General features: G+C 59.0%; 23 protein-coding genes. 10 read left to right on the top strand and 13 right to left on the bottom strand.

The annotated features are described in order from the left end of the window. Positions 1-31: 31 nt before the first annotated feature. The 5 genes from HMJ29_RS13060 to HMJ29_RS13040 are packed head-to-tail and all read right to left on the bottom strand — an operon-like array spanning position 32 to position 6,623. On the bottom strand, positions 32-565 hold the full coding sequence (locus HMJ29_RS13060; protein ID WP_171591912.1) for a hypothetical protein: 534 nt from the start codon (positions 563-565) through the stop codon (positions 32-34). Positions 566-595: 30 nt separating this feature from the next. Further along, complete coding sequence (locus HMJ29_RS13055; protein WP_171591911.1) at positions 596-1,429, bottom strand: DUF4007 family protein; 834 nt, start codon at positions 1,427-1,429, stop codon at positions 596-598. A gap of 12 nt (positions 1,430-1,441) precedes the next feature. Then, positions 1,442-2,272 (bottom strand): phosphoadenosine phosphosulfate reductase family protein, encoded by an 831-nt coding sequence (locus HMJ29_RS13050; protein WP_216634053.1) that lies wholly within the window; start codon positions 2,270-2,272, stop codon positions 1,442-1,444. Between the two features lie 17 nt (positions 2,273-2,289). Next, positions 2,290-5,640: a DUF6079 family protein gene (locus tag HMJ29_RS13045; RefSeq protein WP_171591910.1), complete on the bottom strand. Its 3,351-nt coding sequence runs from the start codon at positions 5,638-5,640 to the stop codon at positions 2,290-2,292. A gap of 5 nt (positions 5,641-5,645) precedes the next feature. Further along, positions 5,646-6,623 (bottom strand): DUF4007 family protein, encoded by a 978-nt coding sequence (locus tag HMJ29_RS13040; protein WP_171591909.1) that lies wholly within the window; start codon positions 6,621-6,623, stop codon positions 5,646-5,648. A 327-nt stretch (positions 6,624-6,950) separates the two neighbouring features. On the opposite strand from HMJ29_RS13040, the gene HMJ29_RS13035 reads away from it, so the two are divergent. The 6 genes from HMJ29_RS13035 (at position 6,951) to HMJ29_RS13010 (ending at position 12,329) form a co-directional block, all read left to right on the top strand. Further along, entirely contained in the window at positions 6,951-7,349 is a 399-nt protein-coding gene (locus HMJ29_RS13035; RefSeq protein ID WP_171591908.1) for a hypothetical protein, read from the top strand. Positions 7,350-7,777: 428 nt separating this feature from the next. Then, a complete protein-coding gene (locus tag HMJ29_RS13030; protein WP_171591907.1) occupies positions 7,778-8,239 on the top strand; it encodes a hypothetical protein in 462 nt (153 codons plus the stop codon). A 50-nt stretch (positions 8,240-8,289) separates the two neighbouring features. Next, positions 8,290-10,008, top strand: coding sequence for a hypothetical protein (locus tag HMJ29_RS13025; RefSeq protein ID WP_171591906.1), 1,719 nt, complete (start codon positions 8,290-8,292; stop codon positions 10,006-10,008). Positions 10,009-10,035: 27 nt separating this feature from the next. After that, on the top strand, positions 10,036-10,233 hold the full coding sequence (locus HMJ29_RS13020; RefSeq protein WP_138080312.1) for a hypothetical protein: 198 nt from the start codon (positions 10,036-10,038) through the stop codon (positions 10,231-10,233). Then, positions 10,230-10,751 carry a hypothetical protein gene (locus HMJ29_RS13015; RefSeq protein ID WP_171591905.1) on the top strand — a complete coding sequence of 174 codons (522 nt, stop codon included), beginning with the start codon at positions 10,230-10,232 and terminating at the stop codon, positions 10,749-10,751. The genes HMJ29_RS13020 and HMJ29_RS13015 overlap by 4 nt, the downstream gene beginning before the upstream one ends. Before the next feature lie 21 nt (positions 10,752-10,772). Next, positions 10,773-12,329, top strand: a complete 1,557-nt coding sequence (locus tag HMJ29_RS13010; RefSeq protein WP_171591904.1) for an ATP-binding protein — start codon at positions 10,773-10,775, stop codon at positions 12,327-12,329. 185 nt (positions 12,330-12,514) lie between these two features. Here the strand turns inward: HMJ29_RS13010 and HMJ29_RS13005 are convergent, their stop codons facing one another. The 6 genes from HMJ29_RS13005 to HMJ29_RS12980 form a co-directional block, all read right to left on the bottom strand. Beyond that, positions 12,515-13,195: an Abi family protein gene (locus HMJ29_RS13005; protein WP_171591903.1), complete on the bottom strand. Its 681-nt coding sequence runs from the start codon at positions 13,193-13,195 to the stop codon at positions 12,515-12,517. Positions 13,196-13,295: 100 nt separating this feature from the next. Further along, a complete protein-coding gene (dnaB, locus tag HMJ29_RS13000) occupies positions 13,296-14,690 on the bottom strand; it encodes a replicative DNA helicase (RefSeq protein ID WP_301339232.1) in 1,395 nt (464 codons plus the stop codon). A gap of 6 nt (positions 14,691-14,696) precedes the next feature. Continuing rightward, entirely contained in the window at positions 14,697-15,581 is an 885-nt protein-coding gene (locus HMJ29_RS12995; RefSeq protein WP_171591901.1) for a DUF1376 domain-containing protein, read from the bottom strand. Between the two features lies 1 nt (position 15,582). Beyond that, the gene (locus HMJ29_RS12990; protein WP_171591900.1) at positions 15,583-16,155 is read right to left on the bottom strand and encodes a hypothetical protein; all 573 of its coding nucleotides are present in this window, start codon (positions 16,153-16,155) and stop codon (positions 15,583-15,585) included. 15 nt (positions 16,156-16,170) lie between these two features. After that, positions 16,171-16,482: a helix-turn-helix domain-containing protein gene (locus HMJ29_RS12985; protein WP_171591899.1), complete on the bottom strand. Its 312-nt coding sequence runs from the start codon at positions 16,480-16,482 to the stop codon at positions 16,171-16,173. 3 nt (positions 16,483-16,485) lie between these two features. Beyond that, positions 16,486-16,725: a hypothetical protein gene (locus tag HMJ29_RS12980; protein WP_171591898.1), complete on the bottom strand. Its 240-nt coding sequence runs from the start codon at positions 16,723-16,725 to the stop codon at positions 16,486-16,488. A gap of 108 nt (positions 16,726-16,833) precedes the next feature. Between HMJ29_RS12980 and HMJ29_RS12975 the strand changes: the two genes are divergently transcribed. Together HMJ29_RS12975 and HMJ29_RS12970 are read left to right on the top strand one after the other, a co-directional pair. Further along, the gene (locus HMJ29_RS12975; protein ID WP_171591897.1) at positions 16,834-17,730 is read left to right on the top strand and encodes a S24 family peptidase; all 897 of its coding nucleotides are present in this window, start codon (positions 16,834-16,836) and stop codon (positions 17,728-17,730) included. Positions 17,731-18,394: 664 nt separating this feature from the next. Further along, positions 18,395-19,027, top strand: a complete 633-nt coding sequence (locus HMJ29_RS12970; RefSeq protein WP_171591896.1) for a hypothetical protein — start codon at positions 18,395-18,397, stop codon at positions 19,025-19,027. 117 nt (positions 19,028-19,144) lie between these two features. Here the strand turns inward: HMJ29_RS12970 and HMJ29_RS12965 are convergent, their stop codons facing one another. Then, on the bottom strand, positions 19,145-19,570 hold the full coding sequence (locus HMJ29_RS12965) for a BLUF domain-containing protein (RefSeq protein ID WP_171591895.1): 426 nt from the start codon (positions 19,568-19,570) through the stop codon (positions 19,145-19,147). Between the two features lie 148 nt (positions 19,571-19,718). Between HMJ29_RS12965 and HMJ29_RS12960 the strand changes: the two genes are divergently transcribed. Further along, positions 19,719-19,874 (top strand): hypothetical protein, encoded by a 156-nt coding sequence (locus HMJ29_RS12960; RefSeq protein WP_171591894.1) that lies wholly within the window; start codon positions 19,719-19,721, stop codon positions 19,872-19,874. Continuing rightward, positions 19,804-20,430, top strand: coding sequence for a M48 family metallopeptidase (locus HMJ29_RS12955; protein WP_171591893.1), 627 nt, complete (start codon positions 19,804-19,806; stop codon positions 20,428-20,430). The genes HMJ29_RS12960 and HMJ29_RS12955 overlap by 71 nt, the downstream gene beginning before the upstream one ends. Before the next feature lie 92 nt (positions 20,431-20,522). Here the strand turns inward: HMJ29_RS12955 and HMJ29_RS12950 are convergent, their stop codons facing one another. Beyond that, entirely contained in the window at positions 20,523-20,831 is a 309-nt protein-coding gene (locus HMJ29_RS12950) for a hypothetical protein (protein ID WP_171591892.1), read from the bottom strand. Between the last annotated feature and the right edge of the window lie 327 nt (positions 20,832-21,158).

Here is a 21,158-nt window from a genome sequence, read left to right as displayed (position 1 = left end):
TAGGGAAATCAGAAAACTACAAGGGGGCACACTAGAGGTGCAGCCCCCGGGGGGGCTCGGCGGTCAGCCAGCGGCCGGGGTCGGTAGGGCCCACGTCGCGGAAGGCCTCGGGCAGGGCCAGCAGTAAGGGAGGGCGCTGGCGCAGCTCCCAGAGCCTATCCCAGAAAAAGCCTCGTTCGGCGGTGGACAAGCGCACCAGCAGGGCATCAAGCCCAAACAGCCAGGTGCCACCGGGGCCAGTGGCATTGTGCACGGTGAGCACGTGCTTATAGAGCATGGGGCCTACACTGGGTACGCGCTGGGTGCCCTCGGCCTCGCAGGCCGCCACTACCTCCCGGCCCAGGTGGCGCGGGGTGAGGCCCAGGGTGTGCGCGGCCCAGTGCGGACCGGCGGCATAGGCAGCAGGCGACAACCAGAGCACCGCAGTGCGCAGAGTGGTGCCGGCGACAAGATTGGCCTGCAAGGCCGATAGTTCAGTGGGTACCGGGGGGGCTTGGTATAAGGGCGCCTCCGGTTCGAGCCAGCCCCCCGAAGCGAAGGACGACGAAGCAGCAGAATGGGACACGAACAATACGGGCTAATGGGTGGCGGAAACTCAGCGGTAGAGATGGGTTTGCCAGAGGGCAGCCGCATCGAGGCCGGCTTGGCGGATGATTTGGTAGGGCAAGTGCTTGCGCTGACGCTTGATGAGGGCCATATCGGGGGCGGCCAGGGCTCCTAGCAAGTCATTGACCTTGTTTTCGCTGAGCAGCAGCACCTGGGCCAGCTCGCCGCGGGTGATATCCTCCAAGAGTACGTCGTCACGGTCGGGCCAGTGTCGGTCCCAATAGTCAGCCAGCAGGCAGGCAAATACGCCTATTGACAAAGCACGGGGCTGACGAACAGTGTATTGACTGCGGCCCGCATCCTCCAAAATTCCTATTGCACCTAATCCTTCTTCTTTACTATAGGTGCTTATAAATGCTGTTGCACCAGCCTTAACTGTTCTTTCGGAAGGTTCCCAATTAGAAGCATCCTTGGCAAAACCCAAAATGGCATTGGCTAAGTCTGACTGACCAAATTGTCTGGTGAAACTAAGGTGATTCAGTGCAAGTGATGCCCAATAGTTGGGTGATGCGACAGAAGGGCTTGCCAAAAAATAGTGCATAGCCCACTGAGTTGCTTGCTTTGAAAGGGAGGTGTCGTGTTCTAATACAGCTTCCCCAAAGGCAGTAATTTTCTCCCGTATTACTAAACCGCTTCGCTCACAGTAGCTAATTGCTGCCGTTAACTGGTCAGGGCCAAGTGTTAATTCTTGTTCCATCTGCTTGCGGCTTTTGCCTTCTGCGAAAAACCGCAATACAGATGATAATGCTATCCTGTTAAGGCCGAAACCTCTGTGGTAGCTAATAGCAACTTTCTCTTCTTTAACGGGTAATTCCTTTTCCATATAACAGCTATTTTATAAATGGCATATTAGGCAACCCTCTTCACTATCATCCTCTTCTCCAAGAATATCGAGCAAGCTAGACGGAACGAAGTTTTGTTGACGCTCACGACGTTTTTGAAGGTCGTCTTTGATTTGCGCCATACGTTCTGGCTGCTCAAGCTCATTCAAACTTTCTCGCTGATTCCAAGTGTAGCGAGTTCCAGTCTGTTCGTCGAAGCGCTCAAATTCTTTCGACTTTTCAAACAAGTCAGGATGACGCTCTTTGAGGCCGACCCACTCGTTACGTTGCTGATAGAAGCAGAAATAACAGCCAGAGCGGCTACGCCATTCGTAGTACTTAGGTAGACCCAAACCAGATTCGTCCAGAATCTGCATCACATCGTCATAGCCTAGACCATCATCTTTGAAAGGCAGAATAGGGATGATGTTTTGTTTGCTGGAAATATAGCCCGAACGGTTTTCGTCAGCTCTGATACCGACATAAGAGTAGACCAAATCATCGCCTACGAAAACTTCGAAAGGCTTGATTTTCAATAAATCTGTGCACCAACGCTGGCGTGCAGAAGGCAGAAAACCGTTCCGGATATCGAGGTGATGCTGAAACGGCCTATCTGGATTCAGACGGGTTATTTTCTTGCCGAGCTGGGCTTCGAGCAGGGCGAGGTAGTCGTAGGTTTCGGGCAGCTCTTCACCGGTATCCGCAAAGGCGTACTCCATTTCGGGCACTTTGTCGCGCATATACAGAGCCAGGGCGGTGGAGTCTTTGCCTCCAGAGAGGCAGAGAATATGGCGCACCTTTTGGCCTTCGGGATGCAGGGGGCCGGTATAGTTGGGTAGGTTCACGACGCGTTGATAACAGGTTACGATTCTTGGTCCAGCTCTTCGAGCCACTGGAGCACGGCGGCCCGCAGCACGTGCGGGGCCACGGCGGACGCCCCGGCTGGGCGGGCTACGGCGGCAAACCGTTCGCGCAGCTGGGTAGCTTGCTTACGTTCGGCTGGGGTGAGAGACACCCTGCGAGCCACTGGGGCTGCAGGCGCAGCCTCCGTGCCCCAAGCAGCTTTCAGGGCCGCCGCGAAAGGAGCCAGGTAGCTGGGTAGGGCGGCTAGTTCCACGTCGCGCCACCGCTCCAGGGGGCGGTTGGCTACCAAGGCCAGCACCCGGTCGAGGTCGGCCTCGGCATCGTCGGAGGCACACCGCGTAACGAGGGGCACGAGCACCTGCGCGGGGTGCGGCAGCTGCCGCAGGCGCTGGTGCAGCTCCTGCCAGCTTTCGGCGCCGGCGGGTAGGCCACAGGCGTGCAGGAAGGTGTCGCGTCCTTCGGCCCGCACGGCAGGATAGGCCATGGACCAGGCCTGCAACGCGGTGTTGAGGCCGGTGAAGAAATGCTCCAGGCGGGCGGGGTCGGCGGGGGCGTCGGCAGCCAGGGGGGGCAGGCCTAGGGCCACGGGCGCGGCGTGGAAGAGCAGGTGCTCGGGCGCTTTGCTTTCCTGGAAGGCGTCGCGCAGGGCCAACGCTGCTTCCGGCAAGCGGCGGGTTTGCTTGGTATAGTCGGGCAAGCCATCGAGCATGCGCAGCAAGCGGCGCACCACGGGCACCAGCTGGGGCTGTACTCCGGTGGATTGGGCAATACGCTCGACCACAGCCCGGCGGGCGCCGCTCACGCGGCTGTCGGCTAGGGCAAACATATCGGGGCGGCGTAGCAGCAGCTCCCAGTCGGCTTCTTTTTCGTCGCCCAGGAAGTTGCCTTCGCGGTAGAGCGAGGTGTCGCCGGCGTACACACGCCGAAACAGGGCCACCAGTACCGGCAGCACGCCCTCGGACACGCCATACGGAGCCGCGCGCAGGTGAGCATACACATCAGGCAGCGCGACGGGGCGGCTCGATTCAAATACCAGCCGCTCTAAGGCCTGCCACACTGGGCGGAGCTGGGCCCGGTCGTCGGGGGCATCGGCGGGGCTACGCCATGCCCAGGCGCCCTCTTCGGTTTGATAATGCAGGCCTGGGGCATGAAGTACGGAGGCATACATGGCGTACTCGGGCGGGAAGCCAACAAAACCCAGGCGAGCCAGCTCGCCCCGGTCGAGCATGGCCTTGACGAGGGCACCGCGGGCAGCGGCGCCAGCCGAAGAAAGCTGGCGGCGGTTGAGCAACTCATTGCGCAGCACCGGCGTGTGGCGGAAGGTAGCATCGGCAAGCGTGGACAGCTGGCGGCTAAAGGAGCGTGCGTCGGGCAGTAGCAGCCCCCCCCCCTGGCTATACCAGCTGGCAACAGCATCTTCCTGATTAGGGCCCGATTCGGCACCCATAGCCGGCCCAAATAAACGGCTCCACTCGGAGCGAAACAGCGTTTCGGCCTCGTGGCGGCGCAGCGCCAGCTCGCGCCGGGCAGCCCGGTCGCCGTGCAGAGCCGGCACATGCTCGAGTACTACGCGGGCGGCGGCCAAATCGTGGGCAGCTTCGCGCAGGGCTTCGGTTTCGGTGGCTACGGCTACCAGCAAATTGGGCTGGGCCAGGGATTGAGCTGTGGCCAGGGCGTAGAATTCAGCGGTGTCGTCGGGGGCCAAACAGAGCAACACGCTCAGGTCGGCGGGGCGCTCAGTACCGCGTTTGAGCAAGGTATCGGGGCGGAGCACTTCTACCCCTACCGGGCGTAGCGTGCCAGTTCGGAAGGCATGGCGGCGAGCTACTAAACGCGGCAGAGCGAACAAGGCAGGGTCGTTGGCGGCTGAGAGCAGCACATCGCCGGTGAGGGCAGCGCGGGCAGCGACCAGCTCGGCAGCCACGTCCACGTCGCCACCTTCCCAAAGGCGGAAGCTGCCGCGGGTGCGGCTCCACACGATGAGCGAGCGGCGCTCCAGCTCGGCAATAGCATCGGGCGTTTCGGGACCCAGGGCGGCAGCCAATACGCTAGGAGAGGCTGGGAGGCGCGACTCGCGCAGCCAGCTCAACAGAGCTACGCACTTGAGCACGCGCACCGCCGATTCGTCCAGGGGTGGGTTTTTCGCGACGCTCTGCTCCACGATTTCCACGGCCTCGTGCCAAGGCCGGGCCGTAGGGCCGGTGTAGTGGGCCAGCAGCACGTCACGGCCGTAGTCGAAGAGGCGGTCGAGGCGGAAGAAAGCCGGGTCCGCGTCGTTGTAGGGCTGCTCCTGCAGGAAGCGGCCGAGGGCGCTACTCTCCTGCCCTTCCAGGAAGTTGAACACGCTGCGGTGGCTTTGGCCGGCGCGGCGGAACAGGGCGGGCAAAGCCAGCAGCGTAAGCGGGTGCAGCGGGTAGGCAGCCCGGGCCAGGTCGGGGAAACGCTCGGCCAGCCCGACCGGCAGCAGGTGTGCAGCCGGACTCATCACGGGGGCGAGTTGGGCCGAGAACGTGCCGTTCAGATGCAAAGCCGGCTGGTGCTCGAGGGCGCGGCCGATCAGGTCCATGCGCTCTACGTCGGACGGGAACAAGGGCAGCTGCCGGAAGCGCTGAGCAACCTTGGCCCACTCGCCCTGCTGGGTGCGGCCGAGCCGGTGCGCGTAGGCCTCGGCGTTCTGGTGCATGATGGTAATCACCCAGAGCTGCCCGTGTTGGGGGGCGCGGGCAGCGGCTTCGGCCAGCTCCTGCAGCACGAATATGTCGCCCTCCTGCGGGTGGTTGGCGGCATATTCCAGGAACTTGCCAGCTTCGTCGACGAGCAGCAACAAGCCCTGGAAGGGCGTGTTGCCGGCTATAACCTCGGCCACGGCCAGGTAGGCGTTGGCGACGTTGCGGGCGGTAGGCTTGCTTTCGGCTGTTAGTAGGGCAGCGGGTACGTCCAGGGTTCCGGCCGCCGTGGCCAGGGCATGGTGCAAGGCCGCCAGCAGCGCGGGGGCCAGCGCAGAGCGGGAGCCCACAACCGGTACCGGCAGCAACTGGGGCACCTCAGTACCCACGGTGGCGGGTAGCTGGACCGTGGCACGGAAGGCTGCGTCGGATGAGAGACGGGCCAGGAAGGCGGCGAATGCACTTTTGCCAGCGCCGTAGGGTCCAATTAGGAAAAGGGCGCGGTCGGCGGGAGTAGCCTGGGCCCGGAGCACGCCTTGCAGGGCTTCCAGGGCGGAGGTAGTTAGAAAGTAGCCGTCGGAACTGGCGGGCACGGCCAAGTCGCGCTCCAGGTGTACGGAACGTCCAAAGCGGGGCTTGACGGAAACGTAGTCAGCCAGCAGCGGCGAAGAGAAAACAGGCATTGAGATTAGGCGACGTGCTGAGCAGCGTAATGAGATTGAAGCAAGACCTCGGGGGTAAGGGCCTGGCCGGTAGTGCGTACTACCTGCCGCACGAGTGGGGTATCCTCGAAGCGCAGCTGCCCCCGGGTGAGCTCGTCGAGCTGATCGAGGTAGAACAGCACGGAGTCTTCATCAAGCTTGAATACCACGCCCGGCGAGCCTTCGGCGTGGGCTATGTCGCGGGCGGCAATGGTGCTGGTGCCAGGATATTTCCAGTCCCAGAACTTAAGCAGGGCCCATCCAAATAACGCGGGGGGCAAGCTGGGCTTAGGACCAACAGCGAAGGTGTAGTGCTCCTGGTTGCCGAAACCGGCCCGGATGAGGCCTAGCTCGCGCAGCGGACAATCGAGACCGTCCTCGGCGTTTTGGCTCCGCTCGCCTGCTGCCAGGTAGGTGAGCAGGAATACGTTGACGTCTCGTTCGATGGTATCGGCGGAGGACACCTTGGATGCGGTAGCACGGGCAGCAGCCAGAATGGAGGCCGACAGCGCGGCGCGGGTCCACTCCCACTCCCGCCATACATTGAAGGCATAGGCCCAGGTGTAGGCTTGGCTGCCGGGGCCACATAGGTTCCAGTGCAAGAGCCAAAGCGTGGCGGGGTCTTCCAGGTAAGGATCAGCGCCCTCATCGGCGAGCAAGTATATGCCTAAAGCAGTGGGCAACAGCTTAGGGCTACGGTCGGAGATAGGCGCAGCCATGCCAGTAGCCAGCAGCCAATGGCGGATGGCGCTAACCATGTTTTTACCGACCCCAAGCGTAACCAGGGCATCCTCGGACGAGAATAACGTGGGGTCCTGCAGCAGCGCGTCTACTCCTTTTTTGAGCCAAGAAGAGCGTAATGCGAAAGTCTGGTGCCCAGCAAAGCTGGGCGGGTGGGGCAGCAAGGATTGCGGAAGCGGGTCGATAAAACCTAAGGTAGCGCTATCGTTCAATGAAACAGACATATAGACAAACCAACTGAGTAACGTAGGCGGCAAACAGTAGCAACTCAGCGGGAAATATCGGCAAAGAATGTGGGAGATGCTAAGGCATTTTTTAGTGTGCTACGGAAGAGCTAGCGAGTCAGCGAGATATTTATCTACCAAGTTATTACATAGAACTTAAACTATATATTTCATATTTAGTGCATTTTCCTTACGATTACCTGAACTACTTTACCAAACCTTTAGTGAAGAGCAGCATCTTACTGCAGACGAGGTAAGACCCTATTGTTATAACCTGTATAATTGCCTGCCTAAGGCTAATTTATAACCACTGCTTCACCTGATCCTATGGAAATTACAAATCCGCAGCTCTACGAAGAGATGCAGGGCGAATTTTTAGCGCACTTGCGCGACTGTGTAGCCCTGCGACTTGTAGACGATGCATCCGACCGCTCGACCTACGAAGTGGCTACCCAATGCGTAACCGACATCATGGCGTTGGGCTTCAATAAAACGAAGCAGGCAGCAGCCGCTGATTTGCTCGAGGAACTGGAAAATAATCCGTTCATCGAAGAAGCATATGAAGAAGATGTATGGCAACGGATTGAATTCTCAGCCGCCAACTTCTCAGACGAAATTCAGCTGTTTCGACAGTTTATCCAATCGGTGAATCAGGGTAACAAGCAGGAAGCACTGGTGCCAGTGCAGGCCCGGTTGAGTTTGCTGAAGCTGAGAAAAGGACGTTAAGAGCCGGTCCGGAAAGTCCAGCCCGCCATGCTTCATCTGACGTCCACTTGACGAGGCAACTCTATCAAACAACGAAGCGGTAGAGATGCTTCGACAAGTGGACGTCAGATGAAGCATGATCGTTCTTATCACGCTTCTTTCTTTGCGGAAATGAAGTTTCAACGGAGCGGTTATTGGGCACAATGAGGGCAACGGGTGCGGCCGGACGGCCGGGTTAGCCAAAATTATTATTCCGGAGGTATTGGATATTGCTAAGTAAAAACATTACCTTGGTCATGCTGCTGCGGCAGATAATTCATAGTCTTAGTTAGCTGTTTCTTTATGCTTGACGCTATTTATTCATAGCTACCCGTGTTTAGCTGACTAGCAGCATTCTAATCTGGTATTAGCTTTTTCCTGGCACCAGCCTATCTTTTTTCGGCACTATCATGCCCCGCATTATTCTCACACCCGGTGCCTCGGTAAGCGCCGTGACGGCCCCCGCCGCGCCGCGGGCCACCACCCAAACCTCTGCTACCCCGCGCTTGCACCTGGGCCGCCGTTCGGCCGCTTACCTGAAGCTGCTGGCAGGCCTGGACCACGGCACGCTGCCAGGCACGCGCGGCTGGGAGGAGCTGCTGGCGGCCATTCAGCAGGAGTTTGGCACGGCGAGTTTGGCCGATGTACCGCTAGGCATTGTGAGCAAATGCTTTCTGGGGCCGCCCTACGAGGTACACACCCTCGACCTGAGCGCTCACGCCATCATTGAGCATTATAAGGCGGGCCAAGCCATGCCCGCCGATTTTGAGCGGGCCCGCCAGTTGGCCCGGCATAACGCTTACGCGCTGGTTGAAGTGTATGCCACCAAGTTGCTGCTGATTGCTGAAGACGGCTCGGTTACTCACCTATAAATCTTCCCATCACCCAGCTGCCTTTGACTTAAACCCTTACCCGCTACCCTATGAGTACCCACCACATTTCATACGCCGATTTATCCGGCATCGAGAACAAGTTTAGCCGCCTCCGCGAGGACGTGCGGGAAGTTGCTGCTGACGTAAACCACATTGGGCGCGAACAGTCGCAAATGAAGAGCCAGCTGGAGCAACTGATTGACGACTTCGCTGAGTTTGTGGACGCGGACCGCAAGCAGAAAGCGCTGCAACTGGCCGAAACCCGGGTGGGCGTACTCAGCCAGCAGTTGCAAACCGAGTACGGATACTATGCCGAAATCCGGCGGTTGGCAGTGGGTATGCTGCAGGGAGTAGACGTGGGCGTACTCAGCGACGACACGTTACGGGCCAGCACCGAAGAGGTGATGATGAAAGCGCCCGGTTATTGGCTAGCCCCGGTACTGGTGGCACTGGCCGCCTGGATTCGGCAGGACCAGACGACCATGCAGCGTGCCTTGGCCGAGGCGCTGCGTCGCGACGATTACAAGACCACCCTATTTCTGGTGCTGGTAATGCGCCGCCTGGGCCGGCGAGAGGCCAGCCTGCAATGGCTGCAGCGTTATTTCCGCCACCAGGACCCACGCCACCTGGACCGGGAATTCGTGACGCTGCTGGAAGGCATTGCCACCGGGCTATTTCCGCCGGCAGCCCGCCAGCTGATGCAGGACCACCTGCGACAGTGGTTAAACCAACTGACCGAAGGCGGCGGCTTCGTGGAGAAACAACGCCGCAAGTGGGACGAGTTTATGGAGGCCACGGCCGGGATGGTAGGGCCGGCGGCCACGACGTACCCACAACTGAGTGAGCACGCTACCAACTGGGCGGAGTTGAACCTGGGCTATAACCGCGCCCACGTGCACGAGTTGATGCGGCAGCACTTTGACAATATCACATCGGGGGCCCACGACTTTTCGACCTCGCTGAAAACACAGTTGGATGAAACGCTAAGCCGCCTGGTATCCAACTTCGATGACGAAGAACTACCCCTGCGCCATGAGGTACACCTCAACCAACTTATCGTGCGCAACGAAGGCGACAAGGCGGCCGCACAGGCGCAGCTAGCCGCCCAAGATGGCCTGTTTGACCAGCAGGTAGATCTGCTGCAACTGCTCACCAACGCCCTATTTGACTCTGAGCTGGCTGGTACTACTCGCGTTACACAGGCATTGGCCTTGTCGGTCAGCCAAAGCTGGATTCTGGAAGCGCACGGTACTTTCACAGCCCGCGCCCGGCAGCAGGTACCAGCCCAGGCCCAGCTGGCGCTTGATGGCTGGCAAGGTCAGTCGGCCGATGGGCAAAACGAAACGGCGCTGCTGGACAGTCAGAGTAGCCACTATGCTGCCATCATGCAGACGGAACTAGCCAAAGTAGCAGCGCCGGTAGGACGTTTTGTCGGCGCCGGAGTGTTGGCTGCCTTCGGTATTTGGGCAGCGTCTAACGGCGGCGGTTTGGCTCTGCTGGGCGCTGTCTGCATCATTCTGGCTGGGGTGCTAGGTTACACCGGCTGGACCGCCTTTACCAAAACCAAGCAACAAGTGCGCGACGCGGTGAACGAGCGGCACCGCCGGGCGCACGAAGTGCTACGGGGCTGCCTAGCCGAACTAGTTGATTTCCGCCGCGACTACAACCGCCGCGACGTACAGGCTGCCGACCTGCAGCAACTGCTGGCCAACATCACGCCCGAAAGCTTTAGCTCGAAAACGTACGAAACATCGCGCGCCCTGGCTTAATCTTCTACCACCTTATACTTCCTAACTATGCCTAAGATTCACTTCTCCGACCCCGCCCAGGATGGCGGCCATGCCGCCGGCACGCCGGCCCAGGCCGCTACTGCTGTGCGCCAGCCCAACATTTTCCAAGGTCGTGCCGAAGGCACGCCGGACCACGCCAAATTTCCTGATTGGGACATTCTGCCGCCGGAAGGTGCCATCATTAACCCCCGTCTGAAAAAATGAATCAGCTGCCGCGCACCTACGCCGCCTGGGCAGACTTGCTGGAGCGCTGCGGGCAGGGCGACGATGCCACGCTTGAGCTGTTGGGGCAAGGTATCTGGCAGCCCGACGCGGGCACGGCCATCCGGTTTGCCAACTTGGTGAATGCGGCCTATACAGCCCGTAAGCAGCGCTGGCTGGACTCCTTCAGTCGCAGCCAACGGGTGGGGCCGGCTGTACGCTCGCCCCAAGATTTTGCCCAACTGCTACGCCAAGCTACTGCTAACTTAAGCCCACTCTACCGGCTGATTGCCCTGCCAGCGCTGCCGGCTGATTTGCGCCAGACCCTGCAAACGGATTTGACCAAGTTTGTGCAGGACGTGGCAGCTACCCTGCGCGACAACGTGCAGCGCGAGGGCGGCAACCGCCGTGAGGAGCTACTGCTGGCGCTACGAGGTTTTGGTGCCCCGCCGGCCGCCTTGGTGGCTTCTACACCAGCAGCCGTGCACCCGCCGAGCGGAGGCCGGCGCATCGTTTTTTAAGCTTTTACCCCCTTCTACTACATGGCTGCAGTTGCGGAGTTTCGCCAAGGCCTGCTGCGGATGCTTAAGGCCCGCATTCCATTTATTTCCATTAAAAGCATCGAGCGGGCCCGGGTACTAAAAGTGCTCGAAGAGCTGGCTGGCGAAATCGGGATTCCCATGTACGTGCATGGTCTCTCGCACGGCACCCGCGACCTAAAAACGCTTAAAACTGTGCACGATGACCGGTCAGTAGCTGGGGGACTGGACTTTGCAGTTCAGAATATCGGGCAGCGCCAGAACCTGACATTTGTCTTCACTGAAATCAGCGACATTGAGGATGACGGCATGCTGGCTCGTCACCTCTACGACTGCGTGTTGCAGGCCATTGAGAGGGGCGGCTCGCTGTGTGTGCTTAGCAACGGGCGCGGCATCTGGCCGCAGCTGCAGCGCTTGGGCATGACGCTCACGCTGGACCCGCCCGGTGAGGAGGAGATGCTGACGGTGGTGCGCGAGTGCGTGGAGCCGTACCGCGGACAGATTCCAATAGAGTGGAGTGAGGCTGACTTCCGGCTGGCCGCGACCATCCTGGCCAATATGACGCTGGTAGAAGCCGAAAACGTACTGGCGACTCTCATGGCGAAAGGATCACTGGTGAAGGCCGATTTGCAAGAATTGAGCCGTACGAAAGACCGGCTATTCAGCGACATTTCCGGCTTAGAAAAGGTACGGGCCGAGGCTGATACGCTCACCGTGGCGGGGCTTGATGGCATGCGACACTGGTTGGGCCAGCAGCGGCAACTGCTCACGGCCGACTTGAAAGCGCGCAAGCTGCGGCCACCGCGTGGGATGCTGCTAGTGGGCGTGCCAGGCTGCGGGAAGTCGCTGTCGGCAAAATTCGTAGCAGCCTCCTGGAACCTGCCGCTATACCGGCTCGACCTAGCTTCCATTCATGGGCAGTACCTAGGACAAAGCGAAAATCGACTCAAGGAAGCCTTGGCCTCGGCCGATAATGCCGCGCCGTGCGTGCTGTGGATTGACGAAATCGAGAAGGGCTTGGCTGGGGCCACAGGTGGCAACGACGGAGGCACCAGCACCCGCATGGTAGGGCAGTTTTTATTCTGGCTGCAGGAAAGCTCGGCGAAGGTATTCGTGGTAGCCACAGCCAACGACGTGAGCCGCCTGCCTCCAGAGTTGTTGCGCCGGGGCCGCTTCGATGAGTTGTTCTTCGTGGATCTACCCAGCGAAGCCGAGCGCGCTGATATTATTGACCTGTACATCCAGCGCAATCAGTTGCCAGTGCCTTCGGCCAGCATGCGCGAGCAGCTAGTAGATATGACCGAGGGCTTTGCTGGTGCCGACTTGGAAAGCGCCGTGCGCGAAGTAGCGGTACAGGCCGTTATCAACGGCGACGCGGCCGTGACGGATGGGCTGTACGCCAAGAGCTTCAGCAACGTGGTGCCACTAAGTCGTACCAGCCCAGAGCAGATTGAGGCTATCCGCCTCTGGGGCCGGGAGCGGGCCGTACCGGCCTCGGGCCAGCCCATTGCCGTTTCCACTGACCGGCCGGTGGGTGCCCGACGGGGAATTCTTATTTAAGCTAAACCAGCCAAAGTGGGACGTCTGTATAGTCGTCGCGCTTTGATTGGTTTGGTAAGAGTATTTAAACAAGCGTATCGACGTTTCCTGAAAATCTGCGTATATTTGGGGGCAGTCCCGGTACTCCCTCTCCCAGATTTATATGCTGGTGATGGAGCCGGGTTTTTTGCTTTTAAGACGTGTGGTTATTGGTTGTCCGCCAACTTTGCCTGATATGCCGCCCGGCGTGCCTGCTCCGCTTGTAGTACCGCGGGAAAACGGTCGATGGCTGACAGCCAGGGCAACAGCTGTGGCTCAATCCACCCAATGAGTTGTAGGGTTTGGGCATGCTGCTCCTGCAAGGTGCGCAGCTGCCAGCAGATAGGTTCGTTGTGGTACACACGGTTACGCAGGATGCGCACGGCGTTAACGACGGCTGATACGGTGCCCCGCTGGCGCTCGGGCTTGGGCAAATGCGGAAAAGCCAAGCGTAACTGCTTCCACAGGGCAGTTTCGTAGGCTTTGTTGAAGAGCGTGACCCAGAAGCCAAAATTCAGCTCGGCCACTACTTTGTCGGCGGACACCGTTTCCCGCCGGTCGCGAATGTGCTCTTGTGCTTTGTCGATGCTAGACTGCAAACTGCTCAGGCCGGGTTGACGACCAATCGACTGGTACCAATCGGCCGTTTGGAATAAGTAGGTGAGCTGGCGGTGAATGGTATTGCGCAGCGTAACCTCGGCTACGGCGAGACTGGGGTACAAGCTTTCCGACAGCTGGATATTGCCCGCATACAGGGCTGCGGCTTCGTCAGTATCATGGCGAACCACCTCATAGAAGCGTGCCAGCCGCCCGGCAGAAAATAGCCGCTCCATGTATTTCTTATCCATTCAGTAAGCTATCAGGGCTGTGTAGGGCTGCGTGAGTAATTGCCGGCACAAAGATGGGAACTGCAAAGCTGGCTTTTGTCTGACCAACCAGATGGCCGATTTAACGGCTGCCCAAATCAGCGAATAAGCCGCGCCGGAGGTTGCAGGCAGCTATGACCTCGTCAGTAGCTCCGTTGCGGTGTTTGGCCACGTCGAAGAGGACGGTGTCGGCGGTGGGGGTGCCGTCGTCGTACTCGCGGATGTCGTAGTACTCGCCGCGCCATAGGAAGATGATGCAGTCGGCATCCTGCTCAATGCTGCCGGATTCGCGTAGGTCAGATAACAAGGGGCGCTTGTCCCCTCCCCTTTTCTCCACGTCGCGACTGAGCTGACTGAGAGCAATGACGGGAGCGTTTAGCTCTTTGGCTAGCTCTTTCAGCCCGCGACTAATGCTGCCTACCTCCTGCTCCCGGTTGCCTTTTTGGTCTCCGCGCATAAGCTGAATATAGTCGACCAGCACCAAGCCCAACGGGTGCTGACTGTGCAGGCGGGCGCATTTGGCGCGTAGCTGCTGAATGCTCAGGCCGGGCGTGTCGTCGAGGTGGAGCCGGTGGCCGTGGGTGTGCAGGCGTTGGGCCTGCTGGCGGACGTGGGCCACCTGGTCAAGTCCGCCAGGCAGGTTGCCACGGCGCAGGTCGGAATTGCTGTAGCCGGGCACTTCACTGGCTACCAGCCGCTGCATGAGCTGCAGGGTGGGCATTTCCAGGCTGAAGACAGCCACGTGGTGGCCATGGTTGAGGGCAGCGGTGCGGGCGAAATGCAATAGAGCCGCAGTTTTACCCATAGCCGGCCTAGCGGCCAAGATGATGAGGTCGGAGGGCTGCCAGCCGCCGGTGAGACCGTCGAGTTGGGTGAGGCCGGTAGGAATGCCGGTGAGGCCCTGCCGCTGCACGGCTTGGGCGAGGCGCTCGAAAGTAGCCTCAAAGGCATCCGCTGCGGTTTTGGGAGGGCGATTTTCGAGGCTACGATGCAGGCTGGTCAGCTGGATTTGAGCCTGGGCTAGCAGCTCCAGCGGGTCACGGCCCTCATCGTAGCCGTAGGCTGTCAGCTCGGTGCCGGCCTGAATAACAATCCGGCGGGCGTAATGCTGCTGGAGGATGCGGCAGTGCGTTTCGACGTGAGCAGCGGAGCCCACACGCTGCGTGAGGCCGGCCACGAAGGCCGGGCCGCCAATGCGCTGGAGAGTGCCGCGCTGGCACAGCATCTGCACGACGGTTAGCAGGTCGGCGTGCTGGCCGGCTTGCAGCAAGTCGCGGATGGCCAGGTACACTTGCTGGTGCGGGGCCGAGTAGAACACCTGTTCCGTCGATAGAGTGGCAAGCAGGGTGCGCTGGGCTCCTACTTCCAGCAAGGCCGCACCCAGAACCACGGATTCCAAGTCCAGAGCTTGTGGGGGAACGTGGCTGCTGCGAGGTACTGAGACGCTACGGCTGGAAGAAATGGGTCGTGCGGACATAGCAAATTAACTCCAACGGCTGGGGTCGGCGGGCTTGGGGGCGGTGCGGGCGCGGGCTGGGGTGGCAGACGCGGGCGGCACCGGCTGAAACTGCGGACGCCGGCGCATCCAGTTGCGGAAGGCCGCGCGCCAGTCAACCATAGGGGTTTTGCCACCTACCCGCCAGCCGTTGCTTTCAAAGTGGTCGAAAAAGGCCGCGGCCTCCTCGCCGGCCGCCGGATGGCCGGGGTGCTGGTAGGCAGCATACGCCTGCACCTCAGCCAGCGTGGGCGGGCAAGACTTCCTCTTAACTGAACCTGGCGCGGGAGCGGAGGGGGCCGCGGCCCCCTCTCCCTCTGAACGTAGTGAAGAGGGTAAGGACAAGGAAAAGGAAAGGTTGCCCGTCTGTTGGTCGTTTTCTGAACACGTGTTGGCGGCAAGGCCAACATGTGCTGCTTTTCTGTTGGCCAGCTGTTGGGGCGCTGTTGAACTGGCGGTGTCAGAATCATTTGCGCCAGTAATTGAGGCAACAGGTGTTGGCGTGGGGGCAACACCTGTTGCCTGGGCCGCCCGCTTGGCTGCTGAGGCGAGGCCCGCTTTAGTCTTCAGTTCCCGGTGCTGGGCCTGGCGGTGGGCCTCGGCGAGTAGGCGCGGGTTGTAGCGGGCGGTGCCGTCGGTGGTCAGCGGAAATTTGCCCAAGAGCAAGTCCCGGCTCTCGGCCCACTGCTCGACCGTCAGGCGCCCCGTGCGGCGTAGGCGGTCTTCTGCGGCGGGCAGATAGCCGGGGCGGTCGGATTGCCAGGAGTTGAACAGCAGCAAGCAGTAGGCTCCCACCTCGTGGGCTCCCATCAGCTGCACGTCGGGGGAGCTGAGAAAGTCGCCGGTATACAGAAGGAAAGCGGGGGGCTTCATACTAAGTTACTGGAGCAAGCTGGGCTACTTCTGGCTGCTCGAACAAGTCAAGCTGGCGGTAGGTGGTGCATTTGCCGCGCAGGGCGGCTTCCACTTCCTGCAAAGCATCCTGCAGAGCCGCTTCCAGCAGGCCGGCGTAGGCGTAGGTGGGCTGCTCGTCTTCGAATGCCACGTAGGGACTGGTGAGGTTAAGCACCTTGCCGCCGCAAAGCGTGCGTTGGCCGATGAGCGTAACGCCTCCCCCATTCCCGGCCACACTGAAGCGCGTGACAGTAAACGGTTCGAAGTGCGTGGGCAGAACCTCGGCCACATCCTCCGGCCAGTAGTCCGGGGTTTCGGTGAGCTGCTCGGTAAGCAAACACAGGTGCGGCACGAGTTGGGCCAGGCGGTGGAGCAAGTCGGGATGCACCAGTTCCTGGCAGGTGAGCGTAAAGGCGCGTGGGGGTGCATCGTCGGTGCGCTGCTCCGTGAACTCGCAGGTGAGCTGCTGATTCTTAATCCTGGCCTTCTGAACGCGAATAAGAGAGTAAGTCGCGGGGGCATCAGGCCCGACAATGGGAAGTAAGTAGGACATGGCAAAGAAATTGGCTTAGGAACCAGATGGAAAATCGAGCGGACGCCGATTGTAGCGGGACAGGTAGCGGTTCAACTCCGACAAGTGGAAGCCCCACTCCTTTTCGTTGAGTCGCAGCCCTTGGAGGCGGCCGGCCCGGCGGGCATTGCGGACGCCCTCGGGCTTGAGGCGCATGTAATGGGCGGCCTCACGCACCGTCAGAATGCGGTCGGGTGGGGCGCTGGGCGCGGGCAGCATTTTGGGGGCGGCCTCGGTTTCTTTGAGGCGCTGCACGTCAGAGAGCAGCTGCCGCCACTCTTGTTCGGGCACTAGCAGGGCTACTTGCATGGCTTAGGCCGGCAGCGGCTGGTTAGCACGGGCTTCGAGGTGGGCCCGGCGTTTAAGTTCAGCTTCCAGCTCCTCGAAAAAAGCCTCGGCAATGTCCATATTGAAGTAGCGCCCCGTCACGACGTTGTACACCTGCTGCCGGGTAAACGCCTTGCCCTTAGCGGCTAAGTTGGCCGTGATGCGGGCAGTGTAGTTACTGCGTTTACCAAATAGGTGCCGCTGCTCTGAAATTTTCTTTGCCACATGTTCCATTTTGTTTGCCGGTTGGTTATCTTTGGTTCGTTAGACAAACAAGTTTAGCACAACTTATTTGAACTAACAAACAAATTTTAACAACCTGGTGACTGCCCAATGGAAGAGCAAAAGCAGATAGGTGACCGTTTATCGGCCATTATTGAGCACTACGGGGATTCGGTGTACGGCGCTGCAAAGAAGCTTGGACATGATCGGCCCACGAAGCTTTACAACTTTATTGGACACAAGTTTAAGCCAGGCTTCGATACGTTGGTAGAAGTGCTCCAGACCTACCCGGAAATTAACCCCGGGTGGTTGCTGCTGGGCGAAGGGCAGATGCTATTGCCCAAGGCGCTGGCTGAACCTGCTCCGACGGCGAAGAAGGCCCCAGAGCCGGCGCCCGGTCACCGCTACGGAGGGCTGAATGCTCCGGCGGTAATTACCTTGGACATGGCTGGGGAGGAAGGCATTATGCTGGTGCCGACACCTGCCCAGGCGGGCTACCAGCTTTCCCGCGAGAAGCCGGCGGTGCTGAAAGAAATGGACCTGGAGTTGCTGGCGTTACCGCAGTTTTCGGGCAAGTCGCACCGGGCCTTCGAGGTGGAGGGTTCCAGCATGGAGCCGACGCTGTGGACCAGTGATGTAGTCATTGCCCGGTGCATGGACGACTGGCGGATGGTGAAGCCCCGACACGTGTACGTGGTGGTGACGGACGACTCGCTGATGGTGAAGCGCATTCCGCGCCCCATCCGCAACGAGGACCAGGAAGTGGAATTGCTTTCGGATAACTCGTACTTCTCCCCTCACATTGTCCCGCGGGAAACCATCTGGGAAATCTGGGAAGTGCGGGGCGTGCTGACCAAGCGGGTGCCCGCCAACCGGGAGGAAGCTATTGAGCGCGTAGCCGGGCTGCTGGAAGTTATGGCGCGTGACTCTACCGACGTACGCGGCCGTTTACAGGAAATGATGGAGCGGATTAGCAGCCGCGCCAGTGAGCAACTGCGGCTGCTGTAGATGCCACCCGGAAACAGGAAAAATGGCAAGCTCGGACCCTACGCGCCCTGCTACGCCACCTGTTGTTTTTCAAAGCACATTTAATTGAATAGTACCCACAGAAAATCAAACGGTTAGCATCTCGTTTTTGAGGCTAGATGCTACCCCGGCTCTGGGTACTAGTAGAGGTTAATACCTCTACCTAAATCAAGCCTCAAAAGCTGTAAATCTGTTCGCAGATGCAGTTTTTGAGGCTTGTTTGCGTTTATGCTGGTCTGCTTTTCAATTAAGCATTTTTATAAGTCAAAAGAGAAGCTCCTTCTCTATATGCGTTGCAACCCTTGCCGCAGAGCCTGCAGCCAGCTTAGAATTTGCATGACAGGAGGAGCGATACAGTCAGCGGCGCTCCAAAGGTTGAAATATGGCTTGTGCCAACCGGCTCGCCGGTTGCTGCTGCAGTTCAGCACGACTGCTAATAGTCGCTCGCCGATGGTAGTATCGTCAAAGTGATGAGCAGAACCCGAGTAGGAACCCTTACGAACCTTATAGACCAAGTCTGGCCGAGTAGAGTTACAGGTCGGGAGGAGGCAATGCGAATAAAATAATATATTTCAGGGACTACTACCCCGGCCTAATCTGAGGGGCGATAACTTGGAGTGAATTGCTTCGTATCTTATTTGGGAGTATGATTATACCCACAATTCACTATCACATCATCCGGTACTTATTGCTGACCGCTGGCAGTTGGCTTCTGTCCATGCACTACCTCGTAGGCCAGCCCACGCCGCAGCTTTTCCCTCTACATACCTTCTTTCAGGCTAATTACGACAGCACCATCATCTATCAGAGCAGCAGTACCCGGAACAACTCTCCCAACTATCTGATACTGGCTAAGTACCAAGACAAGGTGTACTTTTTCATGTACACCAGTCCTTACCGGGTAGCGGAGGGCCGATATTTTCCCGGGGAATTGAGTAAGAAGTTTGCGCAGGGGGAATTGGCGTTTAGTAGAATGCCTCCCGACACCAACCGCTACCTGCTGCCCACCACAGCGGCTCCAACGACTCTGGCCCACTGCTGGCGTAACGTGGCGCCTTCGCAGTTATGGCAAGTACGAGATGACCAACGCAGGCTGAATCCACAAGGCAACTGCATCCTAGAGGACGGAGATGAAAACATGTTTTATCTGATTGATAAACGAGCTATCAGGACGGCGTACTTCTATGCTCCTGCCTACTTTGAAGAATGTGAGGGAAAGAAGCTGAACCGACAGCTGGCTATCAAGGCCATAACTGCTCTACGTGCGCTCACGCAGTAGGCGGGCATATAACTCAACTGTACAAAAAGAGGCGAGCAGACAGCACTAATAGCTGGCGGCTCGCCTCGTGGCTTATTTATGGCATCCTTGTATTACTCCAAGGAATGGCTAGAGTGCTTAGTCCTTCAAGGGAGTCAGCACGAATACTTTCATCATCTGCAGCAGCAGGGCATCGGCAGCGCTCAGGCCGGGCAAGCATAGGTCAAGCTCGTTGGGTTCTACGTAGCCAGCTAACTCAGCAAAGCCTTCTGCCGACATCGGCCGGAAGCCCATGGACCACTCTCCGAAGCTGCGTTGCCCCACCTGTTTATCAGCGAGCTTTACCACGTTCATGTGCCGCGAATCGGTGAGTAGCTTGGCGTACAGGGCCGCCAGTACTGACTCTTCCCCCTCAATAACTTGCATGAATTGGCCGTCGCCGTACACCAGAGCACCCGTGATGTTCTGCTCCTCATTGGTAGCGCGGGCCTGTTGCAGGAGAGTGCGCAGCTCGTCGTCGGTCATGGCCTGAGTGCCCCGACTCATATAAATGATATGATGCATACTAGATAACAGAACAAGGATGGAAAGGTGGATGACTACGAAAGGTAGGCACTAGCTCCCACTCTCCCCCACCACCAAGTGGCCTAGCAACTCTGTCCCAGCCCTTCCACATTTGGCCGGCCAGAAAATAGTTAGCAGATTGCTACGCATGCCTGAGTTACAAATTGACGATCTGCGGGTGGAAATCATCCGTAAAAACATCCGCACCCTGCGTCTGACGGTGTACGCCCACGGTGGCCGCTCCCCTGCGTACCTCCGATGCCGCCATCAGGGAGATGGTAGTGGCCCGCCGCGCCTGGATTGAGAAACACCAAACCCGTTTTGAGGCCCGCGAAAAGCCCACCACTCTGGCATACGTTTCCGGCGAAACCCACTTTTACCAGGGCCGAGGCTACGCCCTGCATGTACTCCCGACTACTGGCCGGCCGCGCGTGGAGCTGCAGGAAGCAGAGCAGAGCCTTACCCTGTGGGTGCGCGAGGGTAGCACCACAGAGCAGCGCGCCAAGGTGCTAAACGCCTGGTACCGGGAGCGGCTGAAGGAGCAGCTCTCGACTATGGTGGCCTACTGGGAACCCATTGTGGGCGTAACGGTACTAGCCTGGAGCACCAAGCAAATGAAGACGCGCTGGGGCACCTGTAATATCCGCGCCCAGCGCATCTGGCTGAATTTAGAGCTGATTAAGCACCCGACCCACTGCCTGCAGTACGTGGTGGTTCACGAGATGGTGCACCTGCACGAGCGCTACCACAACGCCCGCTTCTGGGGCCTGATGGACCGCTTCCTGCCGGGTTGGCAGCTGGCGCGCCAGCAGCTCAACCAAGTTTCCCTGGGTGCTGCCGCCGGCCCGGATGCCTGCTAAGTGCAGGCTGGCCTAGAAACAACCCCGGCCCTACCTCCCAAGCATGATTTGAGGCAGCAGGGCCGGGGCTCGTTTTTACGGATAGTGAAAGGCTAGGCCACCTGGGCTATGGGCAGTGTCTTGGCTACTTCAGCGGCCAGAATTTCCACTACAAAGCCCGCATCAGAAGAGTACGTTTTGCGGTAGTGAATGACCAGCTGACGGCCGCGCGGCGAGAGTACGCTTGTAGAATAAACTTCACCGTAAGCCTTTTCCTTCTCCAGAAATGGCCGTAGCGCGGCGATACTTTGCAAAAACTCAGCGGGTAAAATCCCCTCTTCTTCCTGAAGCCGAACGGCACTTACGGGATATAGAAAACGAGTCTCGAAAACAATCATGTGGGAGATAGTAACGGAAAGCATGATGGGTGAAAGCTGCCCTTCCAGCGCAACAACAGCACTGGAAGTGCAACAGATAGTACACGGACAGCAAGTTGCTCTCTGCTTTGCTTATCCAACAGCAAAAGCTGTATTTCCATTCCCGTTTACCTTAGAGTTTGCCAGTAGAATTCCCAGCCGATTCATGCGTAAGCCCTCCCTTATCGCGCTGCCTTAAACTATCAGGAGAGCGGTTACCGCAGTAGAGCCGCCCAGGTCGTCGTTGGTGACCAACAGAAGCCCCAAGGTGCGCGCCTCCCCGGCGGCGCACCAATACACTTGCTACTTTGCCCCGGTAAGCCTGTCTGGTGG

It is taken from the genome of Hymenobacter taeanensis (assembly GCF_013137895.1).
GTDB lineage: Bacteria > Bacteroidota > Bacteroidia > Cytophagales > Hymenobacteraceae > Hymenobacter > Hymenobacter taeanensis.
Note: the sequence above shows the minus strand (reverse complement) of the source record. Positions and strands in the feature narration are given on the sequence as shown.

Coding starts and splice junctions, on each gene's coding strand:
- HMJ29_RS13055 (WP_171591911.1), bottom strand. CDS start 1,429: ATGGAAAAGGAATTACCCGTTAAAGAAGAGAAAGTTGCTATTAGCTAC.
- HMJ29_RS13045 (WP_171591910.1), bottom strand. CDS start 5,640: ATGCCTGTTTTCTCTTCGCCGCTGCTGGCTGACTACGTTTCCGTCAAG.
- HMJ29_RS13040 (WP_171591909.1), bottom strand. CDS start 6,623: ATGTCTGTTTCATTGAACGATAGCGCTACCTTAGGTTTTATCGACCCG.
- HMJ29_RS13035 (WP_171591908.1), top strand. CDS start 6,951: ATGGAAATTACAAATCCGCAGCTCTACGAAGAGATGCAGGGCGAATTT.
- HMJ29_RS13030 (WP_171591907.1), top strand. CDS start 7,778: ATGCCCCGCATTATTCTCACACCCGGTGCCTCGGTAAGCGCCGTGACG.
- HMJ29_RS13025 (WP_171591906.1), top strand. CDS start 8,290: ATGAGTACCCACCACATTTCATACGCCGATTTATCCGGCATCGAGAAC.
- HMJ29_RS13020 (WP_138080312.1), top strand. CDS start 10,036: ATGCCTAAGATTCACTTCTCCGACCCCGCCCAGGATGGCGGCCATGCC.
- HMJ29_RS13015 (WP_171591905.1), top strand. CDS start 10,230: ATGAATCAGCTGCCGCGCACCTACGCCGCCTGGGCAGACTTGCTGGAG.
- HMJ29_RS13010 (WP_171591904.1), top strand. CDS start 10,773: ATGGCTGCAGTTGCGGAGTTTCGCCAAGGCCTGCTGCGGATGCTTAAG.
- HMJ29_RS13005 (WP_171591903.1), bottom strand. CDS start 13,195: ATGGATAAGAAATACATGGAGCGGCTATTTTCTGCCGGGCGGCTGGCA.
- dnaB (WP_301339232.1), bottom strand. CDS start 14,690: ATGTCCGCACGACCCATTTCTTCCAGCCGTAGCGTCTCAGTACCTCGC.
- HMJ29_RS12995 (WP_171591901.1), bottom strand. CDS start 15,581: ATGAAGCCCCCCGCTTTCCTTCTGTATACCGGCGACTTTCTCAGCTCC.
- HMJ29_RS12990 (WP_171591900.1), bottom strand. CDS start 16,155: ATGTCCTACTTACTTCCCATTGTCGGGCCTGATGCCCCCGCGACTTAC.
- HMJ29_RS12985 (WP_171591899.1), bottom strand. CDS start 16,482: ATGCAAGTAGCCCTGCTAGTGCCCGAACAAGAGTGGCGGCAGCTGCTC.
- HMJ29_RS12975 (WP_171591897.1), top strand. CDS start 16,834: ATGGAAGAGCAAAAGCAGATAGGTGACCGTTTATCGGCCATTATTGAG.
- HMJ29_RS12970 (WP_171591896.1), top strand. CDS start 18,395: ATGATTATACCCACAATTCACTATCACATCATCCGGTACTTATTGCTG.
- HMJ29_RS12965 (WP_171591895.1), bottom strand. CDS start 19,570: ATGCATCATATCATTTATATGAGTCGGGGCACTCAGGCCATGACCGAC.
- HMJ29_RS12960 (WP_171591894.1), top strand. CDS start 19,719: ATGCCTGAGTTACAAATTGACGATCTGCGGGTGGAAATCATCCGTAAA.
- HMJ29_RS12950 (WP_171591892.1), bottom strand. CDS start 20,831: ATGCTTTCCGTTACTATCTCCCACATGATTGTTTTCGAGACTCGTTTT.